Here is a 25700-nt window from a genome sequence, read left to right on the forward strand (position 1 = left end):
GTGATTTTACTTGTGAATTAATTCCTTAGCTTATATAATCGAGTCAGAAAACACGTTAGCGGTGAAGACAGGGGGTGGGGAAGTTGCTTGATTTATTGAATGCACAAACATTACAAGTCGCAGACGGTTCAAATTTGAATTGGCAAAAGGCCATTACGATGGCTGCTCAACCGTTGGTGAATATGAAAATCATCGAACCGGCTTACGTTGAGTCGATGATTAGCATTGTTAACGAAAAGGGGCCCTATATGAACATCGGTCCCCAGATTGTTTTAGCCCATGCGCGGCCTGATAATTCAGTTCATGGTATTGGCCTGTCACTTTTAAAAACGAATGCTGCTGTGCCCTTTGTTGATGCCGAACATCCAGTCAAGCTATGGTTTGTTTTAACCGCCACGGATAGTCAAAGCCACCTCAGCGTGATCCAGCAATTGATGGGGCTCTTAACTGATAAAAACGCTGTTGAAAGGATGTTAGCAGCGGTTTCAGTTGATGAGCTGTTAACGATTTTGCAAGACCTTGAAGCGTAATTTTGGGTAGAACGATGTTGTTAGTTGTCGATACATTAGGAGGAAAAATAATGAAGATTCTTGCAGTTTGTCAAAGCGGTTTAGGGACTAGTTTTATGGTGCAAATGAATATCCAAGCCATTTTAAAAGCAGAAAACGTAGATACCAGTGATATTCAAGTTGATCACTCTGATGTTGGCAGCGCTACCCCCGACGCTGCTGATTACTTCTTTGTGGAATCCACGTTGGCTGGGACAGTCAGCAGCCTACCGAAAGACCGGGTCGTGCCCTTAAAGTCCTTGATCGATAAGGAAGAAACTAAGCAACACGTGAATGAAATTCTCGATAAGGAAGGCATTGCCTACACGGCTGAGTAATCTGCCTATTTTAATGGAAGGAATCGTACTATGAAAGCTATCTTAAATTTATTTGTCAGTATTGCTTCTCAACCGGCTATTTTGGTTGCACTGATTGCGATGCTCGGCCTTTTTCTTCAACGAAAGAAAGCAACTGAAGTTATTCAGGGAACCATTAAAACGTTTGCCGGTTTCTTAGTCCTGACAGGTGGTGCCGGTATTTTAAGCAATTCACTGCTGCCGTTTGCCAAAATGTTTAAATTTGCTTTGCACGTACAAGGGGTCGTTCCGAGTAATGAAGCAGTGGTAGCGATGGCGCTGGTCAAGTATGGCAGTACCACCGCTTTGATTATGCTCGTGGGTATGGCTGTAAACGTTCTGTTGGCGAGGCTGACGGCGTTTAAGTACATTTTTCTAACGGGTCAGGCCATGCTTTATATGTCCTGTATGACGGCCGTTATTTTAGTGAGTGCGCGTTTGGGGACTGGCTTAACCACCATTCTTTTGGGCGGTGTTTTTGAAGGGACTTTACTAACGGTCACGCCAGCACTAACGCAACCGTTTATGCGGCGGATCACTGGCGGTGATGAAGTGGCCATGGGGCACACGGGTAACATTGGGTACGCCACGGCTGGTTTAATGGGTAAGTGGTTCGGTAATCCCCAAAAGAGTACGGAAGATCTGACAATTCCAAAGAGCCTCGGGTTTCTACGCGACTCGACCGTTTCAATCACTTTATTGATGGGTGTTGTTTACATTGCGTTAGCCATTATTGCCGGTCCTGGATTTGTCGAAAGAAATTTGAGTAACGGCGCCAACTACATTATCTATGCGCTAGTTCAAGCGGGGACGTTTGCCGCCGGCTTCGTCGTTGTTTTACAAGGGGTTCGGATGATCTTAGCTGAAATCGTGCCGGCTTTTCAAGGGATCGCTCAGAAGCTGGTTCCCGATTCGAAACCTGCTTTGGATGTCCCTATTATTTTCCCATATGCACCTAACGCTGTGTTACTAGGCTTTTTTGTGAGTTTCATTGTTGGGACGATTTCGATGTTTGTGATGATTGCACTTGGAACGACCGTGATCATTCCGGGGGTTGTGGGCCACTTCTTCTGCGGTGCTGCTGCCGGGATCTATGGTAATTCAACCGGTGGTCGTCGCGGGGCCGTTATTGGCGCTGCGGTCAATAGCTTGCTGGTCAGCTGGCTGCCGCTGTTCATACTGCCAGTTCTTGGTACACTGAAGTTGTCAGCGTCTACTTTTGCCGACACTGATTACTTAATTCCGGGAATTTTGTTAGGTAACCTGGGCAGTTTTGGCCAGGCTGGAATCATTACCGGGATCCTCGTGTTCGTCATCTGCGTTTTAATTGCCAGCCACGTTGTGACCGTTAGAAAGCGTTTAAAGCAAAACGCGGATGGTAACGGCAATTAAATGACGATTACAATGTAAAAACTGTACTGAAGAATAGGTCTAATCGGTGATTTTGAGGAATAGAGGTAGCTAATTTGTCGATAAAAATTAAGGGAATTGCAGCTAGTGATGGTATTGGTATTGCGAAGGCATATCTGTTGGTCACACCTGATTTAAGCTTTAGAAGGGTGACGATTACTGATCCGGATGCTGAAATTGACCGTTTGCATCAGGCACTTGATACCTCGGTTGATGATTTAAAGGTGATTAAGGCCCGGGCAGAAGGCCAATTAGATCCAGAAGTCCTGGCGATTTTTGATGTGCATATTGAACTGTTGACCGATCCGGAAATGATCAAGCAAATCGAACAGCTGATCAAAACGCAAAAAATGAATGCTGAACAGGGGCTAAAAGACGTTACGGACCGATTTATCAATACCTTAGAAGCGATGAAGGAAAACCGGTACATGCAGGAACGGGCAGCCGATGTGAGGGACATCACCAAGCGGGTATTGAGCCACTTGTTAGGTAAAAAGCTGCCGGACTTAGCGGGCGTCAACAAACCGGTGATCTTAGTTGCCCATGAAGTGACGCCTTCCGATACCTCTCAAATGAACAAGAAGTATATCAAAGGCATCGTGACCGACCTGGGCGGCCGAACTAGTCATTCAGCCATTATGTCCCGGACGCTTGAAATCCCTGCCGTAGTCGGGACTGGTGATGCGACTCAAAAGATTAAGCACGATGACACGCTTATTTTAGACGGATTAAGCGGTGTGGCGATTAGCAACCCCACTGAAACGGAAGTGCAGGATTACCAGCAGCAAGCTCAGCATTTTGAACAGTTACGCCAGGAATGGGCAAAACTGGTTAGCGCACCGTCCGTGTCGGCAGATGGTAAGAAGTTTGAGATTGCTTCGAATATTGGGACGCCGACAGATCTGGCGGATGTGTCTAAAGCGGGTGCCGATGCGGTGGGACTGTTCCGCTCCGAATTTCTGTACATGGACAGCAGCAGCCTGCCGACTGAAGAAGAACAGTATAAAGCGTACAAACGCGTCGTGAAGGTCATGAACGGGAAACCAGTGGTCATCCGAACGATGGATATTGGTGGCGATAAGTCCCTAAGTTACCTTCATCTGCCTAAAGAGTTAAACCCGTTTTTGGGTTACCGGGCCATTCGCATTTCGTTGCAACGGCAAGCCGTTTTTCGCACACAATTGCGGGCGCTGATCCGCGCGTCCAAGTTTGGCCAGTTACGCATCATGTTTCCCATGATTGCAACGCTGGAAGAATTTAGACAGTGCAAGGCGATTTTTATAGACGAAAAGAAAAAGCTGCAGGTTGATGACCCGGGGATCGGTGATGATATCAAACTGGGCATTATGGTTGAAGTCCCAGCTGCCGCGATCTTTGCTGAAGCCTTTGCCAAAGAAGTTGATTTCTTCAGTATTGGGACTAACGATTTAATTCAGTATACGTTTGCGGCTGACCGCGGCAATGAATGTGTTTCCTATCTCTACCAGCCTTACAATCCAGGGCTGCTGAAGCTGATCAAGCACGTCATTGACGCTGCCCATCAGGAAGGCAAGACGGCTGCCATGTGCGGTGAAATGGCCGGCGACGCGGTAGCGTTACCGTTATTGATGGGGATGGGCCTGGACGAATACTCAATGAGTTCCAGTTCGGTTCTGAGAACCCGCAGTACGATGAAATCGCTGGATACCACTAAGTGTGCCGAACTGGTTGAACACGTTTTAAATACGGCTTTAACCAATGATGATACGCAAAAGATGGTTAAGGAATTTCTTGGTAAGAGTGTGTGACAAGGCTCGGTAGATTCCAGAATTTAACCTAAATAGTGCCTGTTCCGGCGAACTTTGTCGGGACAGGCACTATTTAGGTTAAATGGCCGGAATCTGAGCTTGGGAGCACGATTAGGCTATGTCGACACATTGAGCTAAAGAAAACGGTTAGCTAATTTCAATCAAGAACTAATTGAAATACTTATCAATATAAATTGATATCACAACCACTTCCTTGACTGAGTTACCGTGTCTTCTCTTGAATTCGTTGGACTTCATTAAACTGGTGCATCATCCAATCTTTATAGTTCGTATTGGCTGGCTGCGATTCAGTGACCCGGACAATGGGAACGCCGCTGCTTTTGGCAAGGGTCAGCAAATTAGTTGTCATTTTGCTGATTTCTTGGGTATTGACCACGAAAAACGCAATCTTATGGTGACGGATATCTGCCTGCATCTGTTTGATATCTTTGGGTGAGGGATCGGTATCATTTTGAACGGCTTGCGCGTAATGATTGTTGTTTTGGCGATAGCCCATCTCAGTTAACGAATAATCAAAGACTGGTTCGCTGACGTTGACCCGGTCGTGATGACTATTTTGACGAAGCTGAGTAATTTTTTGATCTAATGGCTTTAATGACTGAATGTAGCGCTTGGCATTGCGCTTAAAGTAAGCCTTATTTGCGGGCTGGCGCTTAGCAAACTGGTTGGCGAGTTCATTGGCTAATTTAGGCATTGTTTTCATGCTGTACCAGATATGCTCGTTGTCACCGTTACGTTTGTGCATAATGCCTTGAGCGACCTCGATCTTGGTGGTGCCAGTATTGTCTGCCGATAGCCGGTTCATCCAGGTATCGTAGCCAAGACCGTTATAAATGAGTACATCAGCATTACTGACTTGCTTGGCTGTTTTTGTCGTTGGTTCGTATTCGTGGGGTTCCATGCTGGGCTTATCAATGATCGAGGTGACTGTGCCTTTGTTCCCAAGCACGGCTTTAGCAGTTTCGCCATAGAAGTCCAGTGACGCGACAACGTTGATTTTGCGAGAATGGTGTGGTGCGGTTGTTTTTGACGTACAGCCCACTAGCAGAAGCGCGATGGACGCCAGTGCGAGCAAAGTGCTGAGTGGTCGAAAGTAGCGCTTTAACATAATAAACAGGCAGCCTCCTAAAGTTAAATGATAATAGTTACTATTAATATAGAATACCACAACGCAACCAGAGATGGTATGAAACTCTGAAATAGGTGTCGGTAAAAGTCGCTCATACACGGGTAGACGTAGGATTACTTTCTATTAAAGGCGGTACTGCGAATCAGTCGACCGACGTTTTCTGCTAGACGGGACAGATTTTGAGGGCCATCAGCAATGGCTTGATCCAGCGTGGTGACACCTGGCACAATGGGAAAAATCGCGTCAATTGCATCTTCATCATAAAGACTGTCGATTCCCTTGCCAACGTTACCGGCCAAAACGATGACCGGTGCGTTGGGCGCGACCGACTTAGTTGCCTGAGCAACACCATAGGGCGTCTTGCCAAATTTAGTTTGAAAGTCAATGCCGCCTTCTCCGGTAAAGACGAAGTCAGCTCCTTTTGCCCGTTGCTTTAAGTGGGAGTATTCAACGACAATATCAATGCCCCTTTGCATTTGCGAGTGAGTGAAAGCCAGCAGGCCGGCACCCAGTCCGCCCGCGGCGCCAGCGCCAGCACGGTTAGCTAAATCCAGGTGCAAGTCGCGCTTGATCACGTCGGCGTAATGCTGCAGATTAGCGTCTAAGGTTTCGACCATTTCGGGAGTCGCGCCTTTTTGGGGGCCGAAGACGGCGGATGCACCGTTGGGGCCTACCAGTGGATTAGTGACATCGGAAGCAATCATGACCTTGGTATTGGCTACGGCGGGATCGATCTGTGAGGTATCGATCCGGTCTAATTGACCAAGCTGACCGCCGCCAAAACCTAATTCATGGTCCTTTTCATCGATTAATTTGACGCCTAACGCCTGTGCCATACCGGCGCCGCCATCGTTAGTGGCACTGCCGCCGATGCCTAAGATGATCGTTTCGACGCCCTGAGACATGGCGTCAAGCATCAGTTCGCCAGTGCCGTAGGTCGTGGTGACCAGCGGGTCGTGCGTCTGGTCGTTCACGAACTGGATGCCGCTGGCGGAAGCCATCTCGATCACAGCTGTTTGCTGGTTACCCAGAAGGCCGTACTGGGCCTGAACGGGCGTGCTTAACGGCCCCGTTACCCGTTTGGTCACCAGGCGGCCGTCAGTGGCGTCCACTAGTGATTGAACGGTACCTTCACCGCCATCGGCCATGGGCACGGTTTCGTAAACAGCTTCTGGGAAAATTTTCTTAAGCCCGGTATGCATGGCTTCTGCCGCTTCTTTGGCAGTCATGCCGCCCTTGAAAGAATCGGGTGCGATTACAAATTTCATTTTCATTCCTCCTAAAAGGGGTACGTGTAACCAACTATTATAGGCGTCCCTGCTTGAGCTGTTAAGACCATGAAAAAATAAACCCGCCTGCTTATCAGTCATGACTGATAAGCAGGCGGGTTTATAATGAGCCATTATGAAACTGATTAACCTAGAATCTTTAGACCAGTAGCTTTGATATCCGCCGCGAAGCCTTTGACGGTATTCATGGTGATATCGTCACCAGTTTGACCAGCCTTAGCAACTAATTTATCAATAATGGTCGGCGGCACGGTGATGATGTCAACCCCGTACTGTTCGGCTTGCATAATGCTGTAAACTTCACGGGTACTTGCCCACAGCAGTTCAACGTCGTTACGGGTGTTAGTTAATTCGACGCTCTCTTTAACAAACGGTATTGGATCAAGGCCGGCGTCAGCAACGCGCCCAACGAAGATCGACACGATACTTGGCGTGCCCGGTACGATGGCATCGATGCTTTCCTTAACTTGGCCAACGGTGGCAATTGCGGTGACGTTAACTTGCACACCTTCAGCTGTCAGGTCGTGGATCAAATCGGTTGTGGGTTCGCCCGCTGTGGTCCGAATGGGAATCTTAACGTAAACGTGGGGACCAAGGTCAGACAGCAGCTTTGCTTCTTTGAGCATGGTGTCGTAATCGTTACTGAAGACTTCAAACGAAATGGCTTCGTCAGGGAAAGTCGCAACGGCCTCTTTAGCGAAGGTGAGGTAATCGGTCACGCCAGCTTTTTTTAATAAGCTTGGATTGGTTGTAAATCCGGTCACGAAGTCGTTTTGATTAATGGCCTTCATGTCTTCCAGATCAGCACCGTCGGAATAAATTTTAGTTTTAAAGGTTAAATTCGTCATGTTATATTCTCCTCAAAGTTAAGCTTTGGCAGGTTTTTTACTGCACGTTTTTAAATAAGTGGCCGCTACGTTATCAGCGGTAAAGCCGAATTGCTTCATGATGGCATTCGGTTGACCAGATTCGCCGTAGTGGTTATCGATGCCAATTGTTTTACCTTGCAGGCCAACGTAGTGTTCCCAACCGTAAGAAGTGCCCATTTCAATGGCAACTCGGCGGGTTACATTGCTTGGCAGTACTTGTTCACGGTATGCTTCAGGCTGCGCGTCAAACAGTTCAAATGACGGCAGTGAGACGACTGATACGTCATGACCAGCCTCACGTAGCTGCTCCTGCGCGGCAAGCGCTAATTGAACTTCCGACCCGGTGGCAATTAAAATGCCTTCCGGTGTCGCGTTTTTGGCAGGTGAAAGAACGTATCCGCCGCGGCGCACGCCCTGATCAGCTAACTGATCGGTTTCTGGCAGGGTCGGCAAGTTTTGCCGGGTGAGGACCAGCATCGTTGGTGTTTGAGAAGCAGCCAGCGCAATTTTCCAGGCCGCAATTGCCTCGTTGATATCTGCTGGCCGGATCACGTTGACGTTTGGCATTGCATGAAAACTCATTAACTGTTCGATGGGTTCGTGGGTCGGCCCGTCTTCACCAACGGCAATTGAATCATGAGTGAAGACGAAAGTAGCCGGAATCTTTTGAATGGCCGCTAGCCGAATGGCTGGCCGCATGTAGTCTGAGAAGACAAAGAAGGTACTAGCGTACGCGTGAATACCGCCGTGTAATGTCATGCCGTTAACGGCTGCGGCTTCCGCAAATTCACGGACGCCGAACCAGACATTTTTACCTAACGGATCATTAGGTTCATAAGCCTCAGCGGTCTTGACGTTAGTTTTGTTTGAGGAGAACAAATCAGCACTGCCGCCCCAGAAACTAGGTAACTGCTCGGAAATAGCGGTGATGATTCGCTGACTGGTATTACGACCTGATTCCGATTCGCCAACGTGGCTTGCAGGAACCTTCAAATCTAGTGAAACGGGTTTAAAACTCTTTAACAGTTGAGCGGCCAGTTTCGGGTATTGGTCTAAATAGCGGTCAAATTGTTTCTGCCATTCTTCTTCTTCGGCGATGCCTCTTTGTTTAACGTTAGCGTCGAAGTTTTGGCGAACATCATCAGGAATGTCAAATGGCGTGTATTCCCAGCCGAGCTTTTGCCGGGTGGCGGCCATGTTATCGCCAAGCGGTTTGCCGTGGACGCCGTTAGTACCAGCATTTGGCGCACCAAAGCCGATCACGGTCTTCACGTCGATCAAAGTCGGCTGATCAGTGTTTTGCTTGGCAGCGTCGATTGCCGCACTGATTTCTGCCGGATCATTGCCATTGGCAACGTGCAGAACTTGCCAGTGATAAGCTTCAAAGCGTTTCGGTGTATCATCGGTGAACGCCATGTCGGTTGGCCCATCAAGAGAAACACTATTATCGTCATATAAAACAATGAGCTTACCCAGCTTGAGGTGTCCGGCAAGGCTAGCAGCTTCGTGGGAAATACCTTCCATTAAATCACCGTCACCAGCAATGGCGTAGGTATAGTGATCCATAATTTTAAAGCCGGGCTTGTTGTACTGAGCAGCCAGGTGGGTTTCAGCCATGGCCATACCAACAGCCATGCCTAAGCCTTGGCCGAGGGGACCAGTGGTGGCTTCAACGCCGTCAGTCACACCATACTCGGGGTGGCCCGGTGTTTTACTATTGAGTTGACGAAATTGTTTTAAGTCGTCGATCGTCAGGTTAAAGCCTGAAAGGTGTAATAAACTGTACAGCAGAGATGAACCGTGACCGGCGGATAGAATGAACCGGTCGCGATTGATCCAGTGCTGGTCAGTCGGGTTAATATTTAAATGTTTAGTCCATAGGGTATACGCCATTGGTGCGACACCAAGGGGTAATCCAGGATGGCCAGAATTGGCCTTTTCAATCATATCAACACTCAGAAAACGCAAGGCATTGATTGATCTTTGGTCTAGGTTATTATTTTGCAAGTTAATCACGCTCCTATGCCTAAGAAATATAAGATACCTGTCGGGATATGTCAACTTAGAAGTACTGAATGGTATAGTTGAAATATCTAACAATTTCACTGGGATTTTCATCAAAACCAATTTAATTGAAAGCCCGTTAAAACAGGCCTCTTTCATTATTCAAATCAATGATTATGGTGTTTATGAAAATCTCAGGGCATTAAGCGAAAATTAGAAATAGTTTTCATTGACGCGTTAATTCAAGGAAATAGGTTGAATTAATTTGATTGGGAAGTCTAATAAGCTTATTTTTCATGAAAGCAAGTTACATTGGGAAAGTCAGACTGAAATCTGGGAAGATTGTCTGCTGCTTTCATGAAAATTTCAGCTTATCAGTAATTATTAAAAGAACATTAAAGAAATTATTTGAAAAGTTTAATTAGTAGTACCATGAGTTGTCGGATTAAAAAAGGAATTTTGCCTTTTTTTGGCGGGTACATGGAAAAACATGCTATACTCAGTGCATATTAACTAGGGGCGCAAATTGCTGAGACGGTCGTTGAGCCGAACCCTTTGAACCTGTGAGCCAACCCTCGCGAAGGAAAGTTAACGTGTATTTTTGCGATCAAACTGCCGACCGGGGTTTCTCTGGCCGGCTTTTTTAATTCGGCAATTTTCGTCGCTTCAAGGAGGAAAATACTTTGACAACTTTTACTGATCAGATCCACCAAGCAGCTGCGCCATTTTGGCAGAAAAGTTTTGAACACCCCTTTATTCATGAATTACAGGCGGGCACTCTGCCAAAAGACGTGTTTCGTTACTATCTCATTCAGGACCGTTATTACTTGAGTGAATTTGGTAAATTACACGAATTGATTGCTGAGCAGGTTGACGATGCCCACGGCAAACAATTTTTACTCGACGGCGCACAAGGGTTAAAGGACGGTGAAATTGCTGTTCGTGAGGGCTTCTTTGAACAGTTGGGAATCACACCGGACGAAGTTGCCAGTACGCCGATTGCCCCCACGGCCTATAACTACGTTAACCACATGTATGCGGAACTTTATCGGGGGACGCCTCAGCAGGCCATTGCTGGGTTGCTGCCATGCTATTGGCTTTACAACCAGATCGGCCAGCACTTAGTTGCGCAGGGATCACCGGTAAAGCTGTATCAGCGCTGGATCGAAACTTACGACAGTGATGACTACACCGATAGTGTGGATCAAATGATTACGCTGACGAATCAGTCTGCTGATCAAGCTGATGCTGCGCTTAAAGGTAAAATGAAAACCGCGTTTGTTCGCAGCAGTGCCTATGAACTAGCCTTTTGGCAAATGGCGTTGGATCAGCAAAAGTGGCAAGTAACCGCTTAAATTTTCTCATCTTCCTTTAATCTGGTATAATGCTAAGCAAACATAAGGGAAGATGACTACATATGAAGATTCGAGAAATTAAACCAGCAGATGATGGGCAAATGGCGAAAATTCTGCGGGTGTCTTTAGAACAGCTGCATTTGAACTTGCCGGGGACGGCTTACTTTGATCCATTCGTTGATCATTTAAGCGAATGGTATCAGCAGACGGCTGCTGCTAAGTACTTCGTGGCAGTGACAGCCGCTGACCAAATTGTTGGCGGCTGCGGGGTAGGACCAATTGCACCGGAACAGGGCATTGGTGAGTTGCAGAAACTCTACGTTGATCCGAATTATCGGCGTCACGGGGTGGCAACCAAACTGCTGCCAGTGTGTTTTTCATACGCGAAAGCCCACTATCAGTCCCTTTATTTGGAAACCTTTGCTTCGATGACGGCGGCTAATCAGCTGTATGATCGGGTTGGCTTTAAACAGTTGACCCAGCCACTTTCACAATCTGAACACGGTGCCTGTGACACGTGGTATTTAAAGCCGCTTTAATCGTGAAAAAAGGTTAAAAATTTGCCAGGAGTTGGAAGATTTCGTGCAGTCCGTTTCATTTTCCGTTATTATGGGAAGTATGAAAACTATCAGAAGCGGGGTAATCGAATGATCAAGATGGTAGCGGTTGATATGGATGGTACTTTTTTAAATGATAAGCGCCAGTACGATAAGGCAATGTTTTTGTCGCTTTTTAAGCAGATGAAAACCCGCCATATCCGTTTTGTTGCTGCCAGCGGTTCGCAGTATCAGCGGTTACGGCACGAATTTGCAGAGGTGGCTGATCAGATGGACTACATTTCACAAAACGGTGCGATCGTTCATAGTGGCAACCAGCTTCAGCATATCGAAGCCATCAGCGACGAAGAGGTTCACAATGTGATTCAGTTGTTGCGGCAAACGTTTAAACCTGGGTTGATCAATCAAGAAGTTGTTTCCGGACTGCATGGCACTTACGTTAACCGCGATATGGATCCGGAAGTGCTCAAAATTGTGAAGTATTATTATCGGCCCGTGATCAGCGTTGATAATTTAGCCACCATTGCGGCCAAAAAGGTAAAGGATCAATTTACTAAGCTCGCGATTAGTTTCACGCCCGGAATTAACTTCGACCGGGCCTCAGCCAAACTGGCGAAGGTTTTACCGGATAAGTTGACCAATGAGACCTCCGGCTTTAACACGGATTTGGTGGGATCAGCCAACGCAACGAAGCGTTCCGGTATCCGAATTTTACAGGATCACTACCAAATTGCCGATGATGAACTGATGACTTTTGGGGATAACGAAAATGATTTAAGTATGCTGACCATGACCCCAAACAGTTTTGCCATGAAAAATGCGGGGGATAAAATCCGTCAGGCAGCCAGCCATGTTACGCAACTCGATAATAACCATAATGGTGTTTTGGAAACTTTGAAGATGGCTTTATAGTACTATAGTACAAATAATAAAAGCAGTTTGCTCACCCGTCATTTTGACTAGTGAGCAAACTGCTTTTTTGAATGCTATTCAAAAGAAATAGCCATTGGAATGGCACCTACTAAAGATTCGTGAACGGTGCATTTCTTAACCACTTCGTTTAAGAAAGCTTGGTGATCTGCCGGCGTCAGATTGGTTTCTGCAGTGACTTTAATATCAATGTGAGTTACTTTGGAACTGCCGTCGTCAAGGGAAGTTGTTTCACCAGAAACGTCGACTTTAAACTTCTTAACGGTTAAGTTTTCCCGCGAATTTTCAATTTCACGTGCCGTCACGCTCATACAGCTGCCCACAGCGCCGAGCAGGTATTGGACGGGATTAGGGGCGGCATCAGTGCCCTTGGCCACTAACGGCTCGTCAGCTAGGTAGGTGTGCCCGCCAGTTTGATTCATGACTTGATCACCAGCTGGTCTTAAGGTTGAATGTACGATATATTTTCCCATTTAAAAGGACCTCCCGATATTATTTGACCTCATTGTAGCACAGGCGTAACGCCAAGCGCTGCTGGCAAGACTTTGGCTATACCTGGCCATTAGAAAACGGGCTCCCCTAAGCAGGAAAGCCCGTTTTTGATTATTCTGTATTTAATGAAGTTTAGCCAACCACACGTACTTGGATCGATTGACGGCCAAACTGCATTGCTTCTGAGTTAGTCATAGAAATATCTAACTGGTTCGGATTGCTGTAAGCAAACGTACCAGTATCGTTCACAACCCGGTTTTCGGTATGACCGTCTTGGAACTTGATTTCAAGTTGAGTACCTTTAGGGTAACGGCTTAAAGCAGCAGCAACACCAGTGCCAGTAGGAATTGAAGTTCCTTGGCCACCGGCAGCGACTTCTGGATCGTAAGCCGTCGCAACCATGGTTGTCCAGCCGCTAGTAGCGGTTTTAGTTGTTGTTTGTTTAGACTTATTGGTCTTGGTGCTGCTGTTTGAAGAACTTTCCGTTAACGGCTTAATTCTAGGACTCTTATCTGCCTTTGCACCGGCAGGAATCGTTAACTTTTGGTTTGGTAAAATAACAGCCTTAGCAGAACTGAGGGAGTTAGCATTGATAACTGCCTTAGTAGTAGTATCGTTGTTCTTTGCAATGCTCCAAAGGCTATCGCCTGATTTAACAGTATATTCTTTAGCGGAAGCAGAGATAGTAGCAAAACCGAGTCCGATTAAAGTGCCGAACATGACTAAACTACGTGAAACTAATGATTTTGGTAACATAAAATGTATAACCAACCTTTCGATATTATGCCTTAGGGCATAGGAATTAAATTAATGTGACTATAAGATAAACATTATTTATCTCCGCCACGAGTAATACTATAACATGCTAAATCAGGTTTTCAGTAACAGACTCACTACATTAAATTCGGAATTAGTCATCTTTTTGAAATTTTGTCATATTCATGTAATGATTTGAAATATGAAAGCGCCACGTAACAGAACTATTACGATAAATTAATAAGAAAATTAAAAAATGAGGAAATCCAACAGGGCTATTTTAAGTATAAATGTGGAAAATTAGTGAAATAAGACTAAAAAGCGCCGGTTCTTTGAAGTTTTCAAAAAATCGGCGTTTTGACTTATATCTTATTTGCAATGTTAAAGGAATGTTACAAAAGTGCTGCCGCGGCGGTTTCATCAATTGAAATCCCGTTATACAGAAAGGCATTTCGGCTAAAAAGCACGTACTCCGGTGCATGAGTTTTTTTCCACGATTGTAGTTGGTTGATTGGAATCGGCAATGGGATAGTCGAGTGATCGCGGTTTAGATTAAGAACAAAAAATAACTGGTGCGAAGAGTAAGTGAGGTTTGCAGCCACTAAGTCTAAGTAGGCTTGTCCTATTATTGCGGCCAAACCAGTTAAAACGACCTGTTTCAACTCGTTCAGCTGCGCGCTAAACAAGGAAGACTGTGCTTGCGAGAGCGGACTGATCAAGATGGCGTCACGTGTTGCTATGTATAATTGGCGAAATTCGGCGACCTTTTCCACCATATCAACCTCCATTTTCTGTCAATATATCAAAAAAACCACAAAAGTATTTTACTTTTGCTTAAAGAGAGTTTAGAATGGTCGTTGTAGATAAGAATAATTCTAATGTAGAAAGAGGGTTGATACTCATGAAGAAGAAGCAAACTTTGGCACAACGGATCAACATTATGCGTGCTTCCGTGATGGGTGCTAACGACGGTATCTTATCAGTTGCCGGTATTGTTATTGGTGTTGCGGGTGCTACGACCAACAGCTTTGCTATCTTTATTTCTGGAATTTCAGGAATGCTGGCCGGTACGGTATCCATGGCAATGGGTGAATATGTTTCAGTCAATACGCAAAAGGATGCGCAGCGGCGAGCAATCATGAACCAGAAAGAAGCACTTGCCAATCATTATGATGATGAGTTCAACTTCGTGAAGCAAAAGTATGTCGGTGACGGCATTGATCCACAATTAGCTGAACAGGCCACTAACGAAATGATGGATCAGGATTCACTAGTCACAACGGTTCGTGAACGCTACGGGTTTGATGTTGGTGAATATACTAGTCCGTACGCCGCAGCGATTGCTTCAATGATTTCGTTTCCTATCGGCTCCATTCTACCACTATTGGCCATTACTTTGCTGCCCATTTCAATCAGAATTGTGGGGACTTTTGTGGCGGTGGTAATCGCTTTAGCCATTACTGGCTTCAGTGCAGCTACCCTAGGAAACGCCAGACGTGGTAACGGGGTCTTTAGAAACATTGTGTCCGGCATGCTGACAATGATCGTGACATTTGCAATTGGGACATTGATTGGTCATGTATAGGGGGACTCTAGATGAGTGAGATAGTTGTCAAACAAAAGAAGAAAAAATACACCCAAACGATGGAGGAAAAACTAAACACGTTGCGTGCGGGTGTGCTGGGTTCTAACGATGGTATTTTAACCGTTGTTGGGGTGCTGTTCAGTGTGGCTGTGGCAACGCCTAACCAGTTTACGATCTTTATCGCGGGTCTGTCTGATTTACTTGCCTGTGCGTTTTCAATGGCGTCTGGCGAATACGCTTCAGTTAGTACCCAAAAAGATACTGAGCAATCGACGGTTCGAACTGAACAGCGGTTGCTAGAAACCGATTATCAAAGTGAACTTCAAGCGGTTATTAACCACTATACCGACTTGGGAGTGACCGAAAAAACGGCGACAAAAATCGCCAATGAATTAATGGCTAAAAAGCCACTGGAAACAGTGGTCAACGTCAAATATGATTTAAAACTGAACCACTATATGAATCCGTGGTACGCGGCATTTTCATCGTTATTCTCAGCGTCCGCAGGCGGTGTTTTCCCGTTGCTGGCAATGACTTTGTCACCGGTTTCTATCCAGTGGCCAGTGACGATTCTTGCAGTCTGTGTTTCAGTTGGAATTACGGGTTTTCTCAGCGCTAAGCTAGGCAATGGTTTAGTTAAAACTGCCGTTATTCGTAACATTATTGTGGGGATCATTACCATGATTATTCACTACAGTGTTGGTTTACTATTGAAATAATTGATTTTCAATTTATATAAGAGTGCCGTATTTTCGCTATAGAAAATGCGACAGTCTTTTTTTTTACAGCAAAATAAAAGCCGATTTTTGTCGGTTTTTAACTTCTGTTTGATGTAAAAGTGTCGGTAAGGCTGCTATGACACGTGTCATTGATTCTTTATGTATTTGTCAGAAATGCAACATCTTTTCACTTTGTAATATTAGTGTTTTTTTATTGTACCGAAAATTCGCTTCGGGTAATATAAAAGCGGTCTATACTGATTGTGCGATTAATCTGGAGGTGCTGGGATTGAAAAAAATTAGTCAGGTAATGAAAATCAGGCCATCGATGATCACAGTGATTCTATGTGCCCTGATCGTAGGCTGGCTCATTTTTTTGAAACCCATTCATGGTTATTCGGATAACGGGGACTTTCAATCCTTAATGGCGACTAATGACTTGTACCGTACACACCAAATACCAGCTGGTTATGTGAGTCCTCATTTTGGTTTGATGCAGTATTATAATCCACTTTATTTGAAACAGATAACGGCTCAAACAGCGGTGATTCACATCGCAGTGGGATTAAACCGGTTATTTTATAGTCGCAGTGTTTTTGACATTCGTTTTCTGGGTGCTGTCTATTACGTCCTTTACCTGGGCGGCGTGGCAGTTTTGGCAAGGGGGCTTGTAGGTGGTGAAAGGCGGTTACGCCATTACTTGATGGCTGCAGCGGTGACCTTATTTGTAGCAGACTCGTCTTTTACGCTGTACTTTAATTCGTTTTACCCGCAAGCACTGACGTTTATTTTAATGCTGTACCTGGCTGGTTTTGCACTATTAATCATGCGCGGCAAAACTTTAAATAAATGGCTGACTGCAGGTCTTTTTCTCAGCGCAATCCTGTTACTGCTCGTCCATGAGTCGACTAGTTTGCTGATTTTGGGTATTTTGATAGTTAGTATTGGTATTTTCAGACTGCCGGACTGCCAGTGGCGTCATGGCTCAGCAGTCATCATCTGTTTATTACTTTTTACCTGCTGGGTTTCAGCAAATCATATAACACGGGAAGCTAGGGAAATGAACAAGTACCAGGCGATGACGCAGGGAAAATTGCTAGCAGCTGCGAAACCAGCAGAGATTGCGAAAACCAGTCATATTGATGGTCAGTTTTCCCTGATGAAGGGCGAGTCCTACTATCCAACAGCTTATACGGCATTAGCACCAGATTCCGACTACACCAGGAAAAATTTCACTCAGCAGTACAATTTGCCATGGCTGATACATGACTATCTCACCCATCCGCATCAGTTCGGTTTATTACTTGATAAAGCGGCTAAAAATACGATGGTCCTAAGGCCTAGATTAACTGGTACACAAGAAAAGAGAACCGGGAGCAAACCATTTCAGCAAACTCATTATTTTTCACTTTTTAGTTATCTGGCTGGTGCTTACTATCCTAAGACCTACGGCTTCAATTGCCTGTTAGCGGTGGCCGTTTTGATCATTTACGGTAGCGGACTGATGCGGGGATCGAAGAAGGAGCAGCAACTATTGAAAGCACATCTCTGGTTAGTTTCAGGATTATTATCAGTTGTGGTACTTGTACCGCCCGCCACGATCATGCTTTACGGTACCGCCAATTTTGTGATTCACATGCTGCCAGTTGCGGTTTGTTTATCGCTGACCGGTTTCATATTACTAAGCGATGTTGTACAGCATCAACTTTGGGGGAATTCTAATGCGACTTAAAAACAGCTTTCTCTGTTTATTAATAGTGGTGGTGATGGCCCTGGTTCTTGGAAAAACAACGGTTCAAGCAGAGACGGTTGATCAGCGGCCGGTGATGCTTGTTTATGATTCGAAAAACATCGCCAATCATGGGGATCTAAATCTGGATCGGTGCCAAAGGCTGCTCGCTAGCTTAGGGTTACCGGTTGAAACGATCCCATTGAGTCACTATCAAGCAAATACATTGAAGGATGGTCAGTATCAAGGCGTTATTACCATGGTCAACTGGGGGCAGTCTAGAAATCGCAATCAAGCATTTGAGCGAGACCGAACTGCCTTTAAGGGGATCAAGCTGCATATTGGTCCCGGACTGCAGGCGGACGAACGTCAGGGACTGGGCGGTACTTTTAAAACGTTAGTTCATCAGCAGTTAAGCGGCCATCAGGGACGTGCAGTACAACCTCTTTCGACAAATCAGCTGCTGCTCGTAAACGTTAAGCATGCGGCCAACGCACTTTCAGTTGGGTGGCTGACGAGTCAAAACCACCCTGGAACAACGTATTCGTTCGGCGTGAAGGTCGCTAACAACGGCTTTTTACCAGAGCTGAGTTCAGATGGTTTAGCCATCACTTTGGCGGGCCAATTAATCACCAAACTGTTTAAAGTTCCCACCCGATTGCAGTCCCCCCTGCTGACCATTACCGGGATCACGCCGTATACGAAAAGCCGTGATTTGTCTCGACTTATCAAGCAGCTTTCTTCGCGGGGAACCCCATTTGCATTAAGCATTACCAGTGTTGACCGCAATACTGATTTAAAGGCCTTTCATCGGTATACAGAGGTGTTAAGACTAGCGGAAAAGGCGGGGGGCCTTATCTTTTTAAGGCCGCCAATTGAAACGGGAACTCAGCGGTTAAACGAAAAGAAACTCAGGTCGGTTTTTCAAACGGAACTGACTAGCTTAGGGGCTGATCGAGTCATTCCAGCAGGCATCAGTGCGCCTGGCTACTGGAACCGCTCGGAGCGAAGACAAAAAGCCGTTTTGAGTCGGGCGTCGCACGTTATTTTGCTGCCGGATCAGTCCCAGAGACTTGAAGAACTACCAGTTGAACCAGAACCAGCGGTCACTAACAGTCATCGGTTTAAGGCAGGGTTAATCGGGATACCTTTAGCGTCATTAGATACGGTAGCCTACCGGTCAAAGATCAAGTTTGTGCAACCAACGGCGCTGCTGGTCAAAATGCCTGAAAGCCGGACAAAGGTTGATCAATTGGTCCAGCATTTGCAGGACAGCAAGCTGCAGTGGTTTGATCCGGTCCGCAACCATTTAAAAACCACGGTGAAAGTGGGGTCGGTATTGTACGGGTACCATTCGGGCCAGTACTTTCTTAACCACGAGCCGATCACTGACCTGGATGCGAGCAGAAAAGCGAGTTCAAGAAATGATGACCGAATCACACAGACATCATGGTTGAATCGTGTGATTCAGTGGCAGTCTCGAATGCTGTTATGGCTGCTCAGCTTTTTGGGGCTGATCCTAGCAATTTTATTACTTATTGGTTGGCGAGTTTATCAGCGTAAATTCATGCGTTCTGACGTGAAAAAGGGAGGAATAAACCATTTTAAATAGTCTGTTATTTATTGTCATTATCGCCATTTGGGGGATCTTAATCGTTAATTTAATCCTGACGATTGCCGGTTATTGCTACTATTTAAATTGGCAGCGGACACCAGCACCACGTTTATCAGCGGAAGTGCCATTCGTTTCAATTCTGGTACCGGCTCACAACGAAGGAAAAGTGTTGCAAAAAACGGTGTCGGCTTTGCTAGAGTTTGACTACCCGGCACAACGGTATGAATTGATCGTCATCAATGATTATTCCAGTGACAATTCGGCTGCAGTACTAACACGAATGCAGGCAGCGTATCAAGATCGAAACTTTCAGGTGATCAATACGGATGCTCAGACTGGCGGTAAGGGGAAATCAAACGCCTTAAACATTGGTTTGAAACGGGCCAAGGGAACCGTTATTTCGGTTTATGACGCCGACAACACCCCGGAGGCTGGTGCACTTCGCTACCTGGTTGCAACCCTAATACAGGACGCTGCTTTAGGTGCGGTCATTGGCAAGTTTCGGACACGGAACCGAACTGCGACCATGCTGACCCGGTTTATTAACATCGAGACGTTAGCGTATCAGTGGATGGTACAAGCTGGCCGTCAGCAGCTGCTGAAACTTTGTACGATCCCCGGGACAAATTACGTCATTCGCCGGAGTGTCTTGGATCAAATAGGCGGCTGGGATGTAAACGCCTTAGCCGAGGATACCGAGATTAGTTTCCAAGTTTATCGTCTAGGCAAACGCATTGCCTTTCAACCGTGGGCGGTGACTTGGGAGCAGGAACCGCAGACCTTAGACGTTTGGTTTCATCAACGTGCCCGGTGGGTGAAGGGCAATATTTACGTTATCTTGAAAAACGTTAATTTACTCTTTCATACTGATGCTAAGGTGATCTGGTTTGATTTGCTGTACTTGGTGAGTACTTATTTTCTGCTCATGTTCTCACTGGTCTTCTCCGATATTGTTTTTGTCTTATCTGTGGCGGACGCCGTGCATATTACGCTTCAAGAAGATAGCGGTGCCATCTGGCTGGCAGCCATTTTGATGTTTATCCTGAGCACGTTTATGGCCGTTACGACGGAAAAGGGAGAAATGACGCTTGCTAATCTGGGAATCGTTAGTTTGATGTACTTTATTTATAGTCAAATGTGGCTGGCAGTTGCAATCTATGGAATGGTGGGGTATACACGTGAACAAATTTTTCATCAACAAGCCCAGTGGTATAAAACAAAACGCTATTAGCGTCAGTTTAACTTTTCTGGCCGTTATATTTCTGCTTTTTAGCAGCGGAGAAAAAACGGCTGCTAAACAATACACGCAGCCCTTTCAAAATAACACGGTGTCGTTAGCCGGTCAGGCAGTGCAAACGAATATGTATTTTGTAAAAATGGGTTATTGGCATGTTAAGCGGGCCACGCTAAATTTGAATTTCCAAGTTTCACAGTTAACTGACCGGCAGAGTTCGGACATTACCGTAACGGTGAACGGTGTGACCTTCTATTCCTTCCGTCCGGCTAAAACTAGAGGCTTGCAGTCAAAACAGATTCGAATTCCCACTCGTTTGATCAAGTCGCAAAATAATCTGCAGGTGCAAGGACAGTTATTGAATCGCAAAACAGGGGCCACTCAAACACCCGCAAATTGGCTGACTGTGAACCAAACGAGTAACGTTAACTTTGATTACCGTATTGAAGCGCCGTCAAACCAGATCAACGCTTTTTATGCGCATATGACCGGCGCGGATACCATTGCCGAAAACCAGTCGGTGGTTGAAACACCGTTACGCGCGACGGATGCGGAATTGACAGCAAGTCTGCGGGCATTGACCGGAATGACACGGTTTGTCACGGCTGAAGACCGCGAGTTGCCGATCAAGCCCCTTAACCAGGGTCGGCACGCGGCTTTTAGGATGATGATTGCCCAATTTGATCATTTACCGCCAGACATACAAGCCAAGCTGCCAAGGCAAAAATTAACTGATCATGCCGTGATTCATGTGATCAGGAGGAAACATCAGTCCATCCTGGTGGTTACTTCTCAATCCAATAAGTTACTAAAAAAAGCGGCACAGTTTGTAGCGAACCAAGAATTGATGAGGGAAACGGATCGTCCAATAAAATGGATCAGTGTACAAACCGACACGTTTACTTCGACATTGCAGTTTCAGGGTCGTCAACCGCTGATGGAAAAAGACGAACACGTTCAGGGTCCTGGTCACCACGTCAAGACGTTCTTTGTTCAGTTACCTAATGACCACATGAATGCGGCAGGTTCAACGGTTGATTTGCGGATGCGGTACGCCAAAAACTTGAATTTTAAGCGCTCGCTGGTGACCATCAAAATTAACCATCAGGCCATTGGCAGTCAGCGTCTTAGCAGCCGTCGCGCGGATGATGATACCCTACGAGTTAAGCTACCGGCTAAGCTGCCGTTGGATAGTACGTTTACCGTTCAGGCCGACTTTGATTTGGTGCTGTCGGGAAGGGGAAGTCAGTCTTCTGATCAGAGTACTTGGGCGTCCGTACTGTCGGATTCTTACGCAATGATTCGATCAAGGCAGTCCGGAGATCTCTTGTTTGATAATTATCCGGGTGTTTTTATGAAGGATCAAGCTGTGCAGCAGTTAGCACTGGTGCGACCTAATCATCTGACGGAAAACGATTTCGCCACGATGACCAACCTGTTTGGACTGATTGGCAACTACGCCAAACAAAATACTGGCGAATTTAACGTTTATCATGATCAGCCCAGCACTGCCGTTTTAGCGCAAAGTAACGTGATGGTTTTCGGAACGCCGGCTAACACACCGTTAGTTAAAGCGTTGAATCGTGACTTGTATTTTAAATATAACCCGGATTTTACCGGGTTTAAGAGTAATGAAAAGTTAAGTTTAGAAGATCAGTATGCTAAGCGAATCGGTACGGCGCAACTGTTACGCTCGCCGTTCAACCGTTACCGCAGCCTTTTAGTTGTGACGGGAGCACACGATGATAGTGTGTACCGAGCATCAACGCAGCTGAACCGGCAAGTGAAATTGGAACAGTATTCTCACGCTGATGCCATCGTTGTGGATGAAAATAATCAGCATTATAGTTACCGTTTCAAAAAGCAAAAACTGTTGAAGAAGGCATCGCTAAAAAGTAAATTTCAGCAGTACGGCCAGTTCTGGACATATATGGGATTGGCTGTAGTCGCCATTGCCTTTTTCGGATTTGTGGCAATTTCCATTTTGTGGCATAACGGTTTACTCAAGCGGAGGGGTGATGACGATGAAAAGTAAAGATCGTGGCTGGTTAAGTTTACTTGCAGACATCGGTCTGGTGATGTTTCTCACCTTCGTCAGTTTTCTAGCGCTATTGGTGGGATTATCATCAAACTTGACGTGGAATATGATTTATTTGGCGGTTACCGTAGTGGTGATGACCGTCACGTACTTTTACGGTCTCATTCCCGGTATGCTGAGTAATCTTCTGTTTGTTTTTGGGCAAATGATTTTGGCACTATACATCAACGTTTATTTGAAGCAGAACGTCCCACTGAAAATGGCTTTTTGGCTCATATTACCAGGGCTGCTTAGCGGGGCACTGGCAATGATGATGAGTCAGCAGCAGCGGTTACAGTCAGATAATCACAAACTGCGGCGACAATTGATTGAGCAAGGCGTAGTTGATATTGAAACTAACTTGCGAAGTTTGGTCGCTTTTACAACGGATGCGCAAGTTTACATTGAAAACCATCGGCGGTTTGGGCTGCCTGTGACGATGGTGACGTTTAAAGTTCGCTATTATCGAGAAATACGGCGGCTGCTCAGTGACGCGCAGAACCAAAGTTTGCTGCGGACCATCTCTAACGTTTTAGCAGTGGTGGCAGCTGATAATCAGCTCGCTTATTTCTGGGGTTCTAAAGACCCAACTTGGGGAATGATAGGCCATTTGGATCAAAAACAGGCACAGCGGCTTGTTGAACAACTTCAACAGCATTTTACCAAGGCAATCGATAGTCATCAGGAGCTGCATCGGTTTGATATTTCCCTTACTGCGGGGATTGCTTGTTGGGATGCCACCATGAATAGTCCTTATGATTTAATGCGGCAGGGTATGCGAGAGCTTGAGTACGATGTCTAAACGGGCAGATAACGCAAAAAATCACGCTCAGAAATTAGCTGTCCTGAACGTGATTTTAAATCGGTAACTTATGCTTTTTGATCTGGATTTTCGTAGCCCGGAGCCGTAAAAAGCGGTTTAGTCCTGCCCGCTGCGGCCTCCTGGTCAACTGCCAGCTGTGCAACTTGGTTGAGATAGTTAAACGGATAATCAAAGTTGGGCTGAAACAGCATATCGACAAATGCCAAATCGTCAATCGTGTTATTATTTTGGATGGCGAGTGATACGGCATTGGCTGACTGCGTAATGTCGTGTTTACTCAGTAACTGGGCGCCTAAGACACGCCGGTTTTTCTTATCATAAACGAGTACGATGGTGAGTTTGTCGGTGGACGGCATATAGTCCGGTCGCCAAGTACCCTCGAAGGTAACGCTGGCGGCATCGATACCACGCTTTAGCGCGTGTGTCAGGGTGAGGCCGGTAGTTGCTAGTGCGTAGTCGTAAAGTTTTAGTGCAGAAGTTGCCTGTGTCCCGTTGTACGGGTGGGTATGATCAAAAATATTATGCGCTACCAGCATCCCTTGCCGAATAGCAACACTTGCTAAAGGCGTGTAAGCGGGTGTGCCGGTCGGGTTGAAGCGGACCATGCAGCAATCGCCCGCCGCGTAAATATCAGGATTGGAAGTTTGCAGAAAACGGTTTGTCAAAAATGAGCCGTGCCGTTCAGTGTCAACTTGACCTGATAAAAGCGACGTGTTAGGTGTGAAACCGGTACTGACAATTGCCATATCAGCTTTAAAATCGCCATGAGTTGTTTCTAGTGTAATTTGATCGCTGTCATCGTTTCCCGTGAACGCACTGACTTCCGTTTCTAGGTGTACGTCGACGTTGTGCTTTTGTAACTGCTGCACGGCCCAACTGGACATGTCATTATCAACGTAGTTATTTAAGACCTGTGAACGTGCTTGGAAAATACTAACGTGATGTCCGGTACCAGAAAGGGCTTCGGCAAATTCAACACCAGCATAACCGGCACCAACGATAGCAACGTTATGGTGTTCTTTGGAAGCTTTGTAAATTGCCTGAGCTTGCTGGTAGTTTTTACACAGCAGTACTTTGGTGTTATCGATACCATAGAGGGGTGGTACCATAACGGATGAACCGGTCGTCATAATTAATTTGTCGTAAGCATCGTTAAAAACTTCTCCAGTCTCCATATTGGCTACTTGAATGGTGTGCGTTGCAGCATCGACTTTAAGGACGTCGTGTTTGTCACGCACCGTAGCCCCCATATCCCTTAACTCTTGAGGCGAGGAATAGAACATATCTTCCAGCCGTTTCACCTTACCCTCTAGATAGAGTGAAATCCCACAAGATAAAAAGGAGAAGTTGTCAGTTCGCTCGTAAATTGTTAAGTCGGTGTCTGGGTGGTTTTTTAAGATTTCAGTTGCTGCAATTGTACCAGCGTGTGTGCAACCAATAATAATGACTTTCATGCTTACAAACCCTCATTTCGTGAACAAATTAATGAATACCGTCAGAATTTCAATGAATCAGTAAAAAAGTATTTTATAAATGATATAATCAGATTTGAAAAATAATTTTAAGGGAGGACGCTATCGTGTACAGGTACTTTATCCAACCACAATTGAATAAATTTACTAACTCGCTGGTTGGATACGAAATGTTAATTCGCAAGTACGGCGATAAAAAATGGCACCTCCCGCAAAACTTTGATGCAATACCAGTGGATGAACAAATCAGCTTGTTGAAAAAGACTGCACACCGGATTGGCTTAAAGGTTGGTTCCATTTCGTTTAACTTAAACCGAAGACAATTTATTGATCCGCATATGGCGGAAGCATTGATTGACGTTCAGCGCGAAATTTTCCCAGTTAAATTGATTATAGAGGTTACTGAGGAAGAAAGCGACCAACTTGTCTCCGAAGATAAGTTCCTGACGAGCACCAAACACTATGCTGAAAATGGTGTCCAAATTAGTTTGGATGACGTTGGCAGTGGTCATAACACTTATGAAAACGTCAAGTCATTGCTGCCATACGCGGATGAAATCAAGTTTGCCATGCAGAACTTTCGCAATGATAATAAGGAGTTTAAAATTGTTGAACAACTCCAATTCTGGAAAGAAATAGCAAACCGCTACCATATTAGATTAGTCGTTGAGGGAACCGAAACAGCCGAAGAGGACCAGTTGTTGGATGATCTTAATTTACCTTACCGACAAGGTTACTTTTATGGTAAACCCCATCTTGTCAAATTGGAATAGGTTACTGATTTAAATCGGTAGCAACGTTGATAAAACAGTCATTAGTGGCATTATGCTAATGACTGTTTTACGTATAAATTAAAATGATTTATTAATTTATTAATAAATTGGTAAAAACTAGTTGATTTATCAACCAAATGAATCCAGAAGTGGTATAATTACAATGTACA

Annotated in this window: 23 protein-coding genes and 1 riboswitch; of the genes, 15 read left to right on the top strand and 8 right to left on the bottom strand. The window is 45.5% G+C overall.

What is annotated here, in order from left to right:
• Positions 1 to 83: 83 nt before the first annotated feature.
• The 4 genes from CES81_RS02865 to ptsP all read left to right on the top strand — a co-directional run bounded on the left by CES81_RS02865 (position 84) and on the right by ptsP (position 4101).
• Positions 84 to 530 (top strand): PTS sugar transporter subunit IIA, encoded by a 447-nt coding sequence (locus CES81_RS02865; protein ID WP_225356332.1) that lies wholly within the window; start codon positions 84 to 86, stop codon positions 528 to 530.
• A gap of 50 nt (positions 531 to 580) precedes the next feature.
• Positions 581 to 886 (top strand): PTS sugar transporter subunit IIB, encoded by a 306-nt coding sequence (locus CES81_RS02870; protein WP_089120599.1) that lies wholly within the window; start codon positions 581 to 583, stop codon positions 884 to 886.
• Positions 887 to 916: 30 nt separating this feature from the next.
• On the top strand, positions 917 to 2296 hold the full coding sequence (ulaA, locus tag CES81_RS02875) for a PTS ascorbate transporter subunit IIC (RefSeq protein ID WP_089120600.1): 1380 nt from the start codon (positions 917 to 919) through the stop codon (positions 2294 to 2296).
• A gap of 74 nt (positions 2297 to 2370) precedes the next feature.
• Positions 2371 to 4101: a phosphoenolpyruvate--protein phosphotransferase gene (gene ptsP / locus CES81_RS02880; RefSeq protein WP_089120601.1), complete on the top strand. Its 1731-nt coding sequence runs from the start codon at positions 2371 to 2373 to the stop codon at positions 4099 to 4101.
• Positions 4102 to 4324: 223 nt separating this feature from the next.
• Here ptsP and CES81_RS02885 read toward each other — a convergent pair whose 3' ends face one another.
• The 4 genes from CES81_RS02885 to tkt form a co-directional block, all read right to left on the bottom strand.
• Positions 4325 to 5230, bottom strand: a complete 906-nt coding sequence (locus CES81_RS02885; protein WP_089120602.1) for a metal ABC transporter solute-binding protein, Zn/Mn family — start codon at positions 5228 to 5230, stop codon at positions 4325 to 4327.
• A 134-nt stretch (positions 5231 to 5364) separates the two neighbouring features.
• Complete coding sequence (locus CES81_RS02890) at positions 5365 to 6519, bottom strand: glycerate kinase family protein (RefSeq protein ID WP_089120603.1); 1155 nt, start codon at positions 6517 to 6519, stop codon at positions 5365 to 5367.
• A 146-nt stretch (positions 6520 to 6665) separates the two neighbouring features.
• Complete coding sequence (locus CES81_RS02895; RefSeq protein ID WP_089120604.1) at positions 6666 to 7388, bottom strand: transaldolase; 723 nt, start codon at positions 7386 to 7388, stop codon at positions 6666 to 6668.
• A gap of 18 nt (positions 7389 to 7406) precedes the next feature.
• Positions 7407 to 9416: a transketolase gene (gene tkt, locus CES81_RS02900; RefSeq protein ID WP_225356333.1), complete on the bottom strand. Its 2010-nt coding sequence runs from the start codon at positions 9414 to 9416 to the stop codon at positions 7407 to 7409.
• Between the two features lie 502 nt (positions 9417 to 9918).
• Positions 9919 to 10016, top strand: a riboswitch (TPP riboswitch).
• Positions 10017 to 10096: 80 nt separating this feature from the next.
• On the opposite strand from tkt, the gene tenA reads away from it, so the two are divergent.
• From tenA to CES81_RS02915, 3 genes are all read left to right on the top strand, one after another.
• The gene (gene tenA / locus CES81_RS02905) at positions 10097 to 10768 is read left to right on the top strand and encodes a thiaminase II (protein ID WP_089120605.1); all 672 of its coding nucleotides are present in this window, start codon (positions 10097 to 10099) and stop codon (positions 10766 to 10768) included.
• 62 nt (positions 10769 to 10830) lie between these two features.
• Positions 10831 to 11307 (top strand): GNAT family N-acetyltransferase, encoded by a 477-nt coding sequence (locus CES81_RS02910; RefSeq protein ID WP_089088628.1) that lies wholly within the window; start codon positions 10831 to 10833, stop codon positions 11305 to 11307.
• 108 nt (positions 11308 to 11415) lie between these two features.
• Positions 11416 to 12237 (top strand): HAD-IIB family hydrolase, encoded by an 822-nt coding sequence (locus CES81_RS02915; RefSeq protein WP_145993317.1) that lies wholly within the window; start codon positions 11416 to 11418, stop codon positions 12235 to 12237.
• Positions 12238 to 12311: 74 nt separating this feature from the next.
• Here CES81_RS02915 and CES81_RS02920 read toward each other — a convergent pair whose 3' ends face one another.
• The 3 genes from CES81_RS02920 to CES81_RS02930 all read right to left on the bottom strand — a co-directional run bounded on the left by CES81_RS02920 (position 12312) and on the right by CES81_RS02930 (position 14279).
• Positions 12312 to 12728, bottom strand: a complete 417-nt coding sequence (locus CES81_RS02920; protein ID WP_089120607.1) for an OsmC family protein — start codon at positions 12726 to 12728, stop codon at positions 12312 to 12314.
• A gap of 151 nt (positions 12729 to 12879) precedes the next feature.
• The gene (locus CES81_RS02925) at positions 12880 to 13503 is read right to left on the bottom strand and encodes a LysM peptidoglycan-binding domain-containing protein (protein ID WP_089120608.1); all 624 of its coding nucleotides are present in this window, start codon (positions 13501 to 13503) and stop codon (positions 12880 to 12882) included.
• A gap of 392 nt (positions 13504 to 13895) precedes the next feature.
• Positions 13896 to 14279 (bottom strand): hypothetical protein, encoded by a 384-nt coding sequence (locus CES81_RS02930; RefSeq protein WP_089120609.1) that lies wholly within the window; start codon positions 14277 to 14279, stop codon positions 13896 to 13898.
• A 125-nt stretch (positions 14280 to 14404) separates the two neighbouring features.
• On the opposite strand from CES81_RS02930, the gene CES81_RS02935 reads away from it, so the two are divergent.
• From CES81_RS02935 to CES81_RS02965, 7 genes are all read left to right on the top strand, one after another.
• Entirely contained in the window at positions 14405 to 15088 is a 684-nt protein-coding gene (locus CES81_RS02935) for a VIT1/CCC1 transporter family protein (RefSeq protein ID WP_089120610.1), read from the top strand.
• An 11-nt stretch (positions 15089 to 15099) separates the two neighbouring features.
• Positions 15100 to 15807: a VIT1/CCC1 transporter family protein gene (locus tag CES81_RS02940; protein WP_089088622.1), complete on the top strand. Its 708-nt coding sequence runs from the start codon at positions 15100 to 15102 to the stop codon at positions 15805 to 15807.
• Positions 15808 to 16096: 289 nt separating this feature from the next.
• The gene (gene wsfD, locus CES81_RS02945) at positions 16097 to 17539 is read left to right on the top strand and encodes a glycan biosynthesis hexose transferase WsfD (RefSeq protein ID WP_089120611.1); all 1443 of its coding nucleotides are present in this window, start codon (positions 16097 to 16099) and stop codon (positions 17537 to 17539) included.
• On the top strand, positions 17529 to 19148 hold the full coding sequence (locus CES81_RS02950) for a hypothetical protein (protein WP_089120612.1): 1620 nt from the start codon (positions 17529 to 17531) through the stop codon (positions 19146 to 19148). Before wsfD ends, CES81_RS02950 begins: the two co-directional genes overlap by 11 nt.
• Positions 19138 to 20382, top strand: coding sequence for a glycosyltransferase family 2 protein (locus CES81_RS02955; protein ID WP_439951272.1), 1245 nt, complete (start codon positions 19138 to 19140; stop codon positions 20380 to 20382). The genes CES81_RS02950 and CES81_RS02955 overlap by 11 nt, the downstream gene beginning before the upstream one ends.
• A complete protein-coding gene (locus CES81_RS02960; RefSeq protein ID WP_180949702.1) occupies positions 20330 to 22420 on the top strand; it encodes a cellulose biosynthesis cyclic di-GMP-binding regulatory protein BcsB in 2091 nt (696 codons plus the stop codon). The genes CES81_RS02955 and CES81_RS02960 overlap by 53 nt, the downstream gene beginning before the upstream one ends.
• Positions 22410 to 23264, top strand: a complete 855-nt coding sequence (locus tag CES81_RS02965; RefSeq protein WP_089120615.1) for a diguanylate cyclase domain-containing protein — start codon at positions 22410 to 22412, stop codon at positions 23262 to 23264. Before CES81_RS02960 ends, CES81_RS02965 begins: the two co-directional genes overlap by 11 nt.
• A gap of 68 nt (positions 23265 to 23332) precedes the next feature.
• Here CES81_RS02965 and CES81_RS02970 read toward each other — a convergent pair whose 3' ends face one another.
• The gene (locus tag CES81_RS02970) at positions 23333 to 24739 is read right to left on the bottom strand and encodes an FAD-dependent oxidoreductase (RefSeq protein WP_089120616.1); all 1407 of its coding nucleotides are present in this window, start codon (positions 24737 to 24739) and stop codon (positions 23333 to 23335) included.
• A 125-nt stretch (positions 24740 to 24864) separates the two neighbouring features.
• Here CES81_RS02970 and CES81_RS02975 point away from each other — a divergent pair, with 125 nt between their 5' ends.
• Positions 24865 to 25530 carry an EAL domain-containing protein gene (locus tag CES81_RS02975; RefSeq protein WP_089120617.1) on the top strand — a complete coding sequence of 222 codons (666 nt, stop codon included), beginning with the start codon at positions 24865 to 24867 and terminating at the stop codon, positions 25528 to 25530.
• The last annotated feature ends 170 nt before the right edge of the window (positions 25531 to 25700 follow it).

Origin of the sequence: Secundilactobacillus pentosiphilus (genome assembly GCF_002217985.1) — a bacterium.
Lineage (GTDB): Bacteria > Bacillota > Bacilli > Lactobacillales > Lactobacillaceae > Secundilactobacillus > Secundilactobacillus pentosiphilus.

Excerpts from the sequence above, each read along its gene's own strand:
- CES81_RS02870 (WP_089120599.1), top strand. The coding sequence starts at position 581 with ATGAAGATTCTTGCAGTTTGTCAAAGCGGTTTAGGGACTAGTTTTATG.
- ulaA (WP_089120600.1), top strand. The coding sequence starts at position 917 with ATGAAAGCTATCTTAAATTTATTTGTCAGTATTGCTTCTCAACCGGCT.
- CES81_RS02885 (WP_089120602.1), bottom strand. The coding sequence starts at position 5,230 with ATGTTAAAGCGCTACTTTCGACCACTCAGCACTTTGCTCGCACTGGCG.
- CES81_RS02890 (WP_089120603.1), bottom strand. The coding sequence starts at position 6,519 with ATGAAATTTGTAATCGCACCCGATTCTTTCAAGGGCGGCATGACTGCC.
- CES81_RS02895 (WP_089120604.1), bottom strand. The coding sequence starts at position 7,388 with ATGACGAATTTAACCTTTAAAACTAAAATTTATTCCGACGGTGCTGAT.
- CES81_RS02910 (WP_089088628.1), top strand. The coding sequence starts at position 10,831 with ATGAAGATTCGAGAAATTAAACCAGCAGATGATGGGCAAATGGCGAAA.
- CES81_RS02915 (WP_145993317.1), top strand. The coding sequence starts at position 11,416 with ATGATCAAGATGGTAGCGGTTGATATGGATGGTACTTTTTTAAATGAT.
- CES81_RS02920 (WP_089120607.1), bottom strand. The coding sequence starts at position 12,728 with ATGGGAAAATATATCGTACATTCAACCTTAAGACCAGCTGGTGATCAA.
- CES81_RS02925 (WP_089120608.1), bottom strand. The coding sequence starts at position 13,503 with ATGTTACCAAAATCATTAGTTTCACGTAGTTTAGTCATGTTCGGCACT.
- CES81_RS02930 (WP_089120609.1), bottom strand. The coding sequence starts at position 14,279 with ATGGTGGAAAAGGTCGCCGAATTTCGCCAATTATACATAGCAACACGT.
- CES81_RS02935 (WP_089120610.1), top strand. The coding sequence starts at position 14,405 with ATGAAGAAGAAGCAAACTTTGGCACAACGGATCAACATTATGCGTGCT.
- CES81_RS02940 (WP_089088622.1), top strand. The coding sequence starts at position 15,100 with ATGAGTGAGATAGTTGTCAAACAAAAGAAGAAAAAATACACCCAAACG.
- CES81_RS02950 (WP_089120612.1), top strand. The coding sequence starts at position 17,529 with ATGCGACTTAAAAACAGCTTTCTCTGTTTATTAATAGTGGTGGTGATG.
- CES81_RS02965 (WP_089120615.1), top strand. The coding sequence starts at position 22,410 with ATGAAAAGTAAAGATCGTGGCTGGTTAAGTTTACTTGCAGACATCGGT.
- CES81_RS02970 (WP_089120616.1), bottom strand. The coding sequence starts at position 24,739 with ATGAAAGTCATTATTATTGGTTGCACACACGCTGGTACAATTGCAGCA.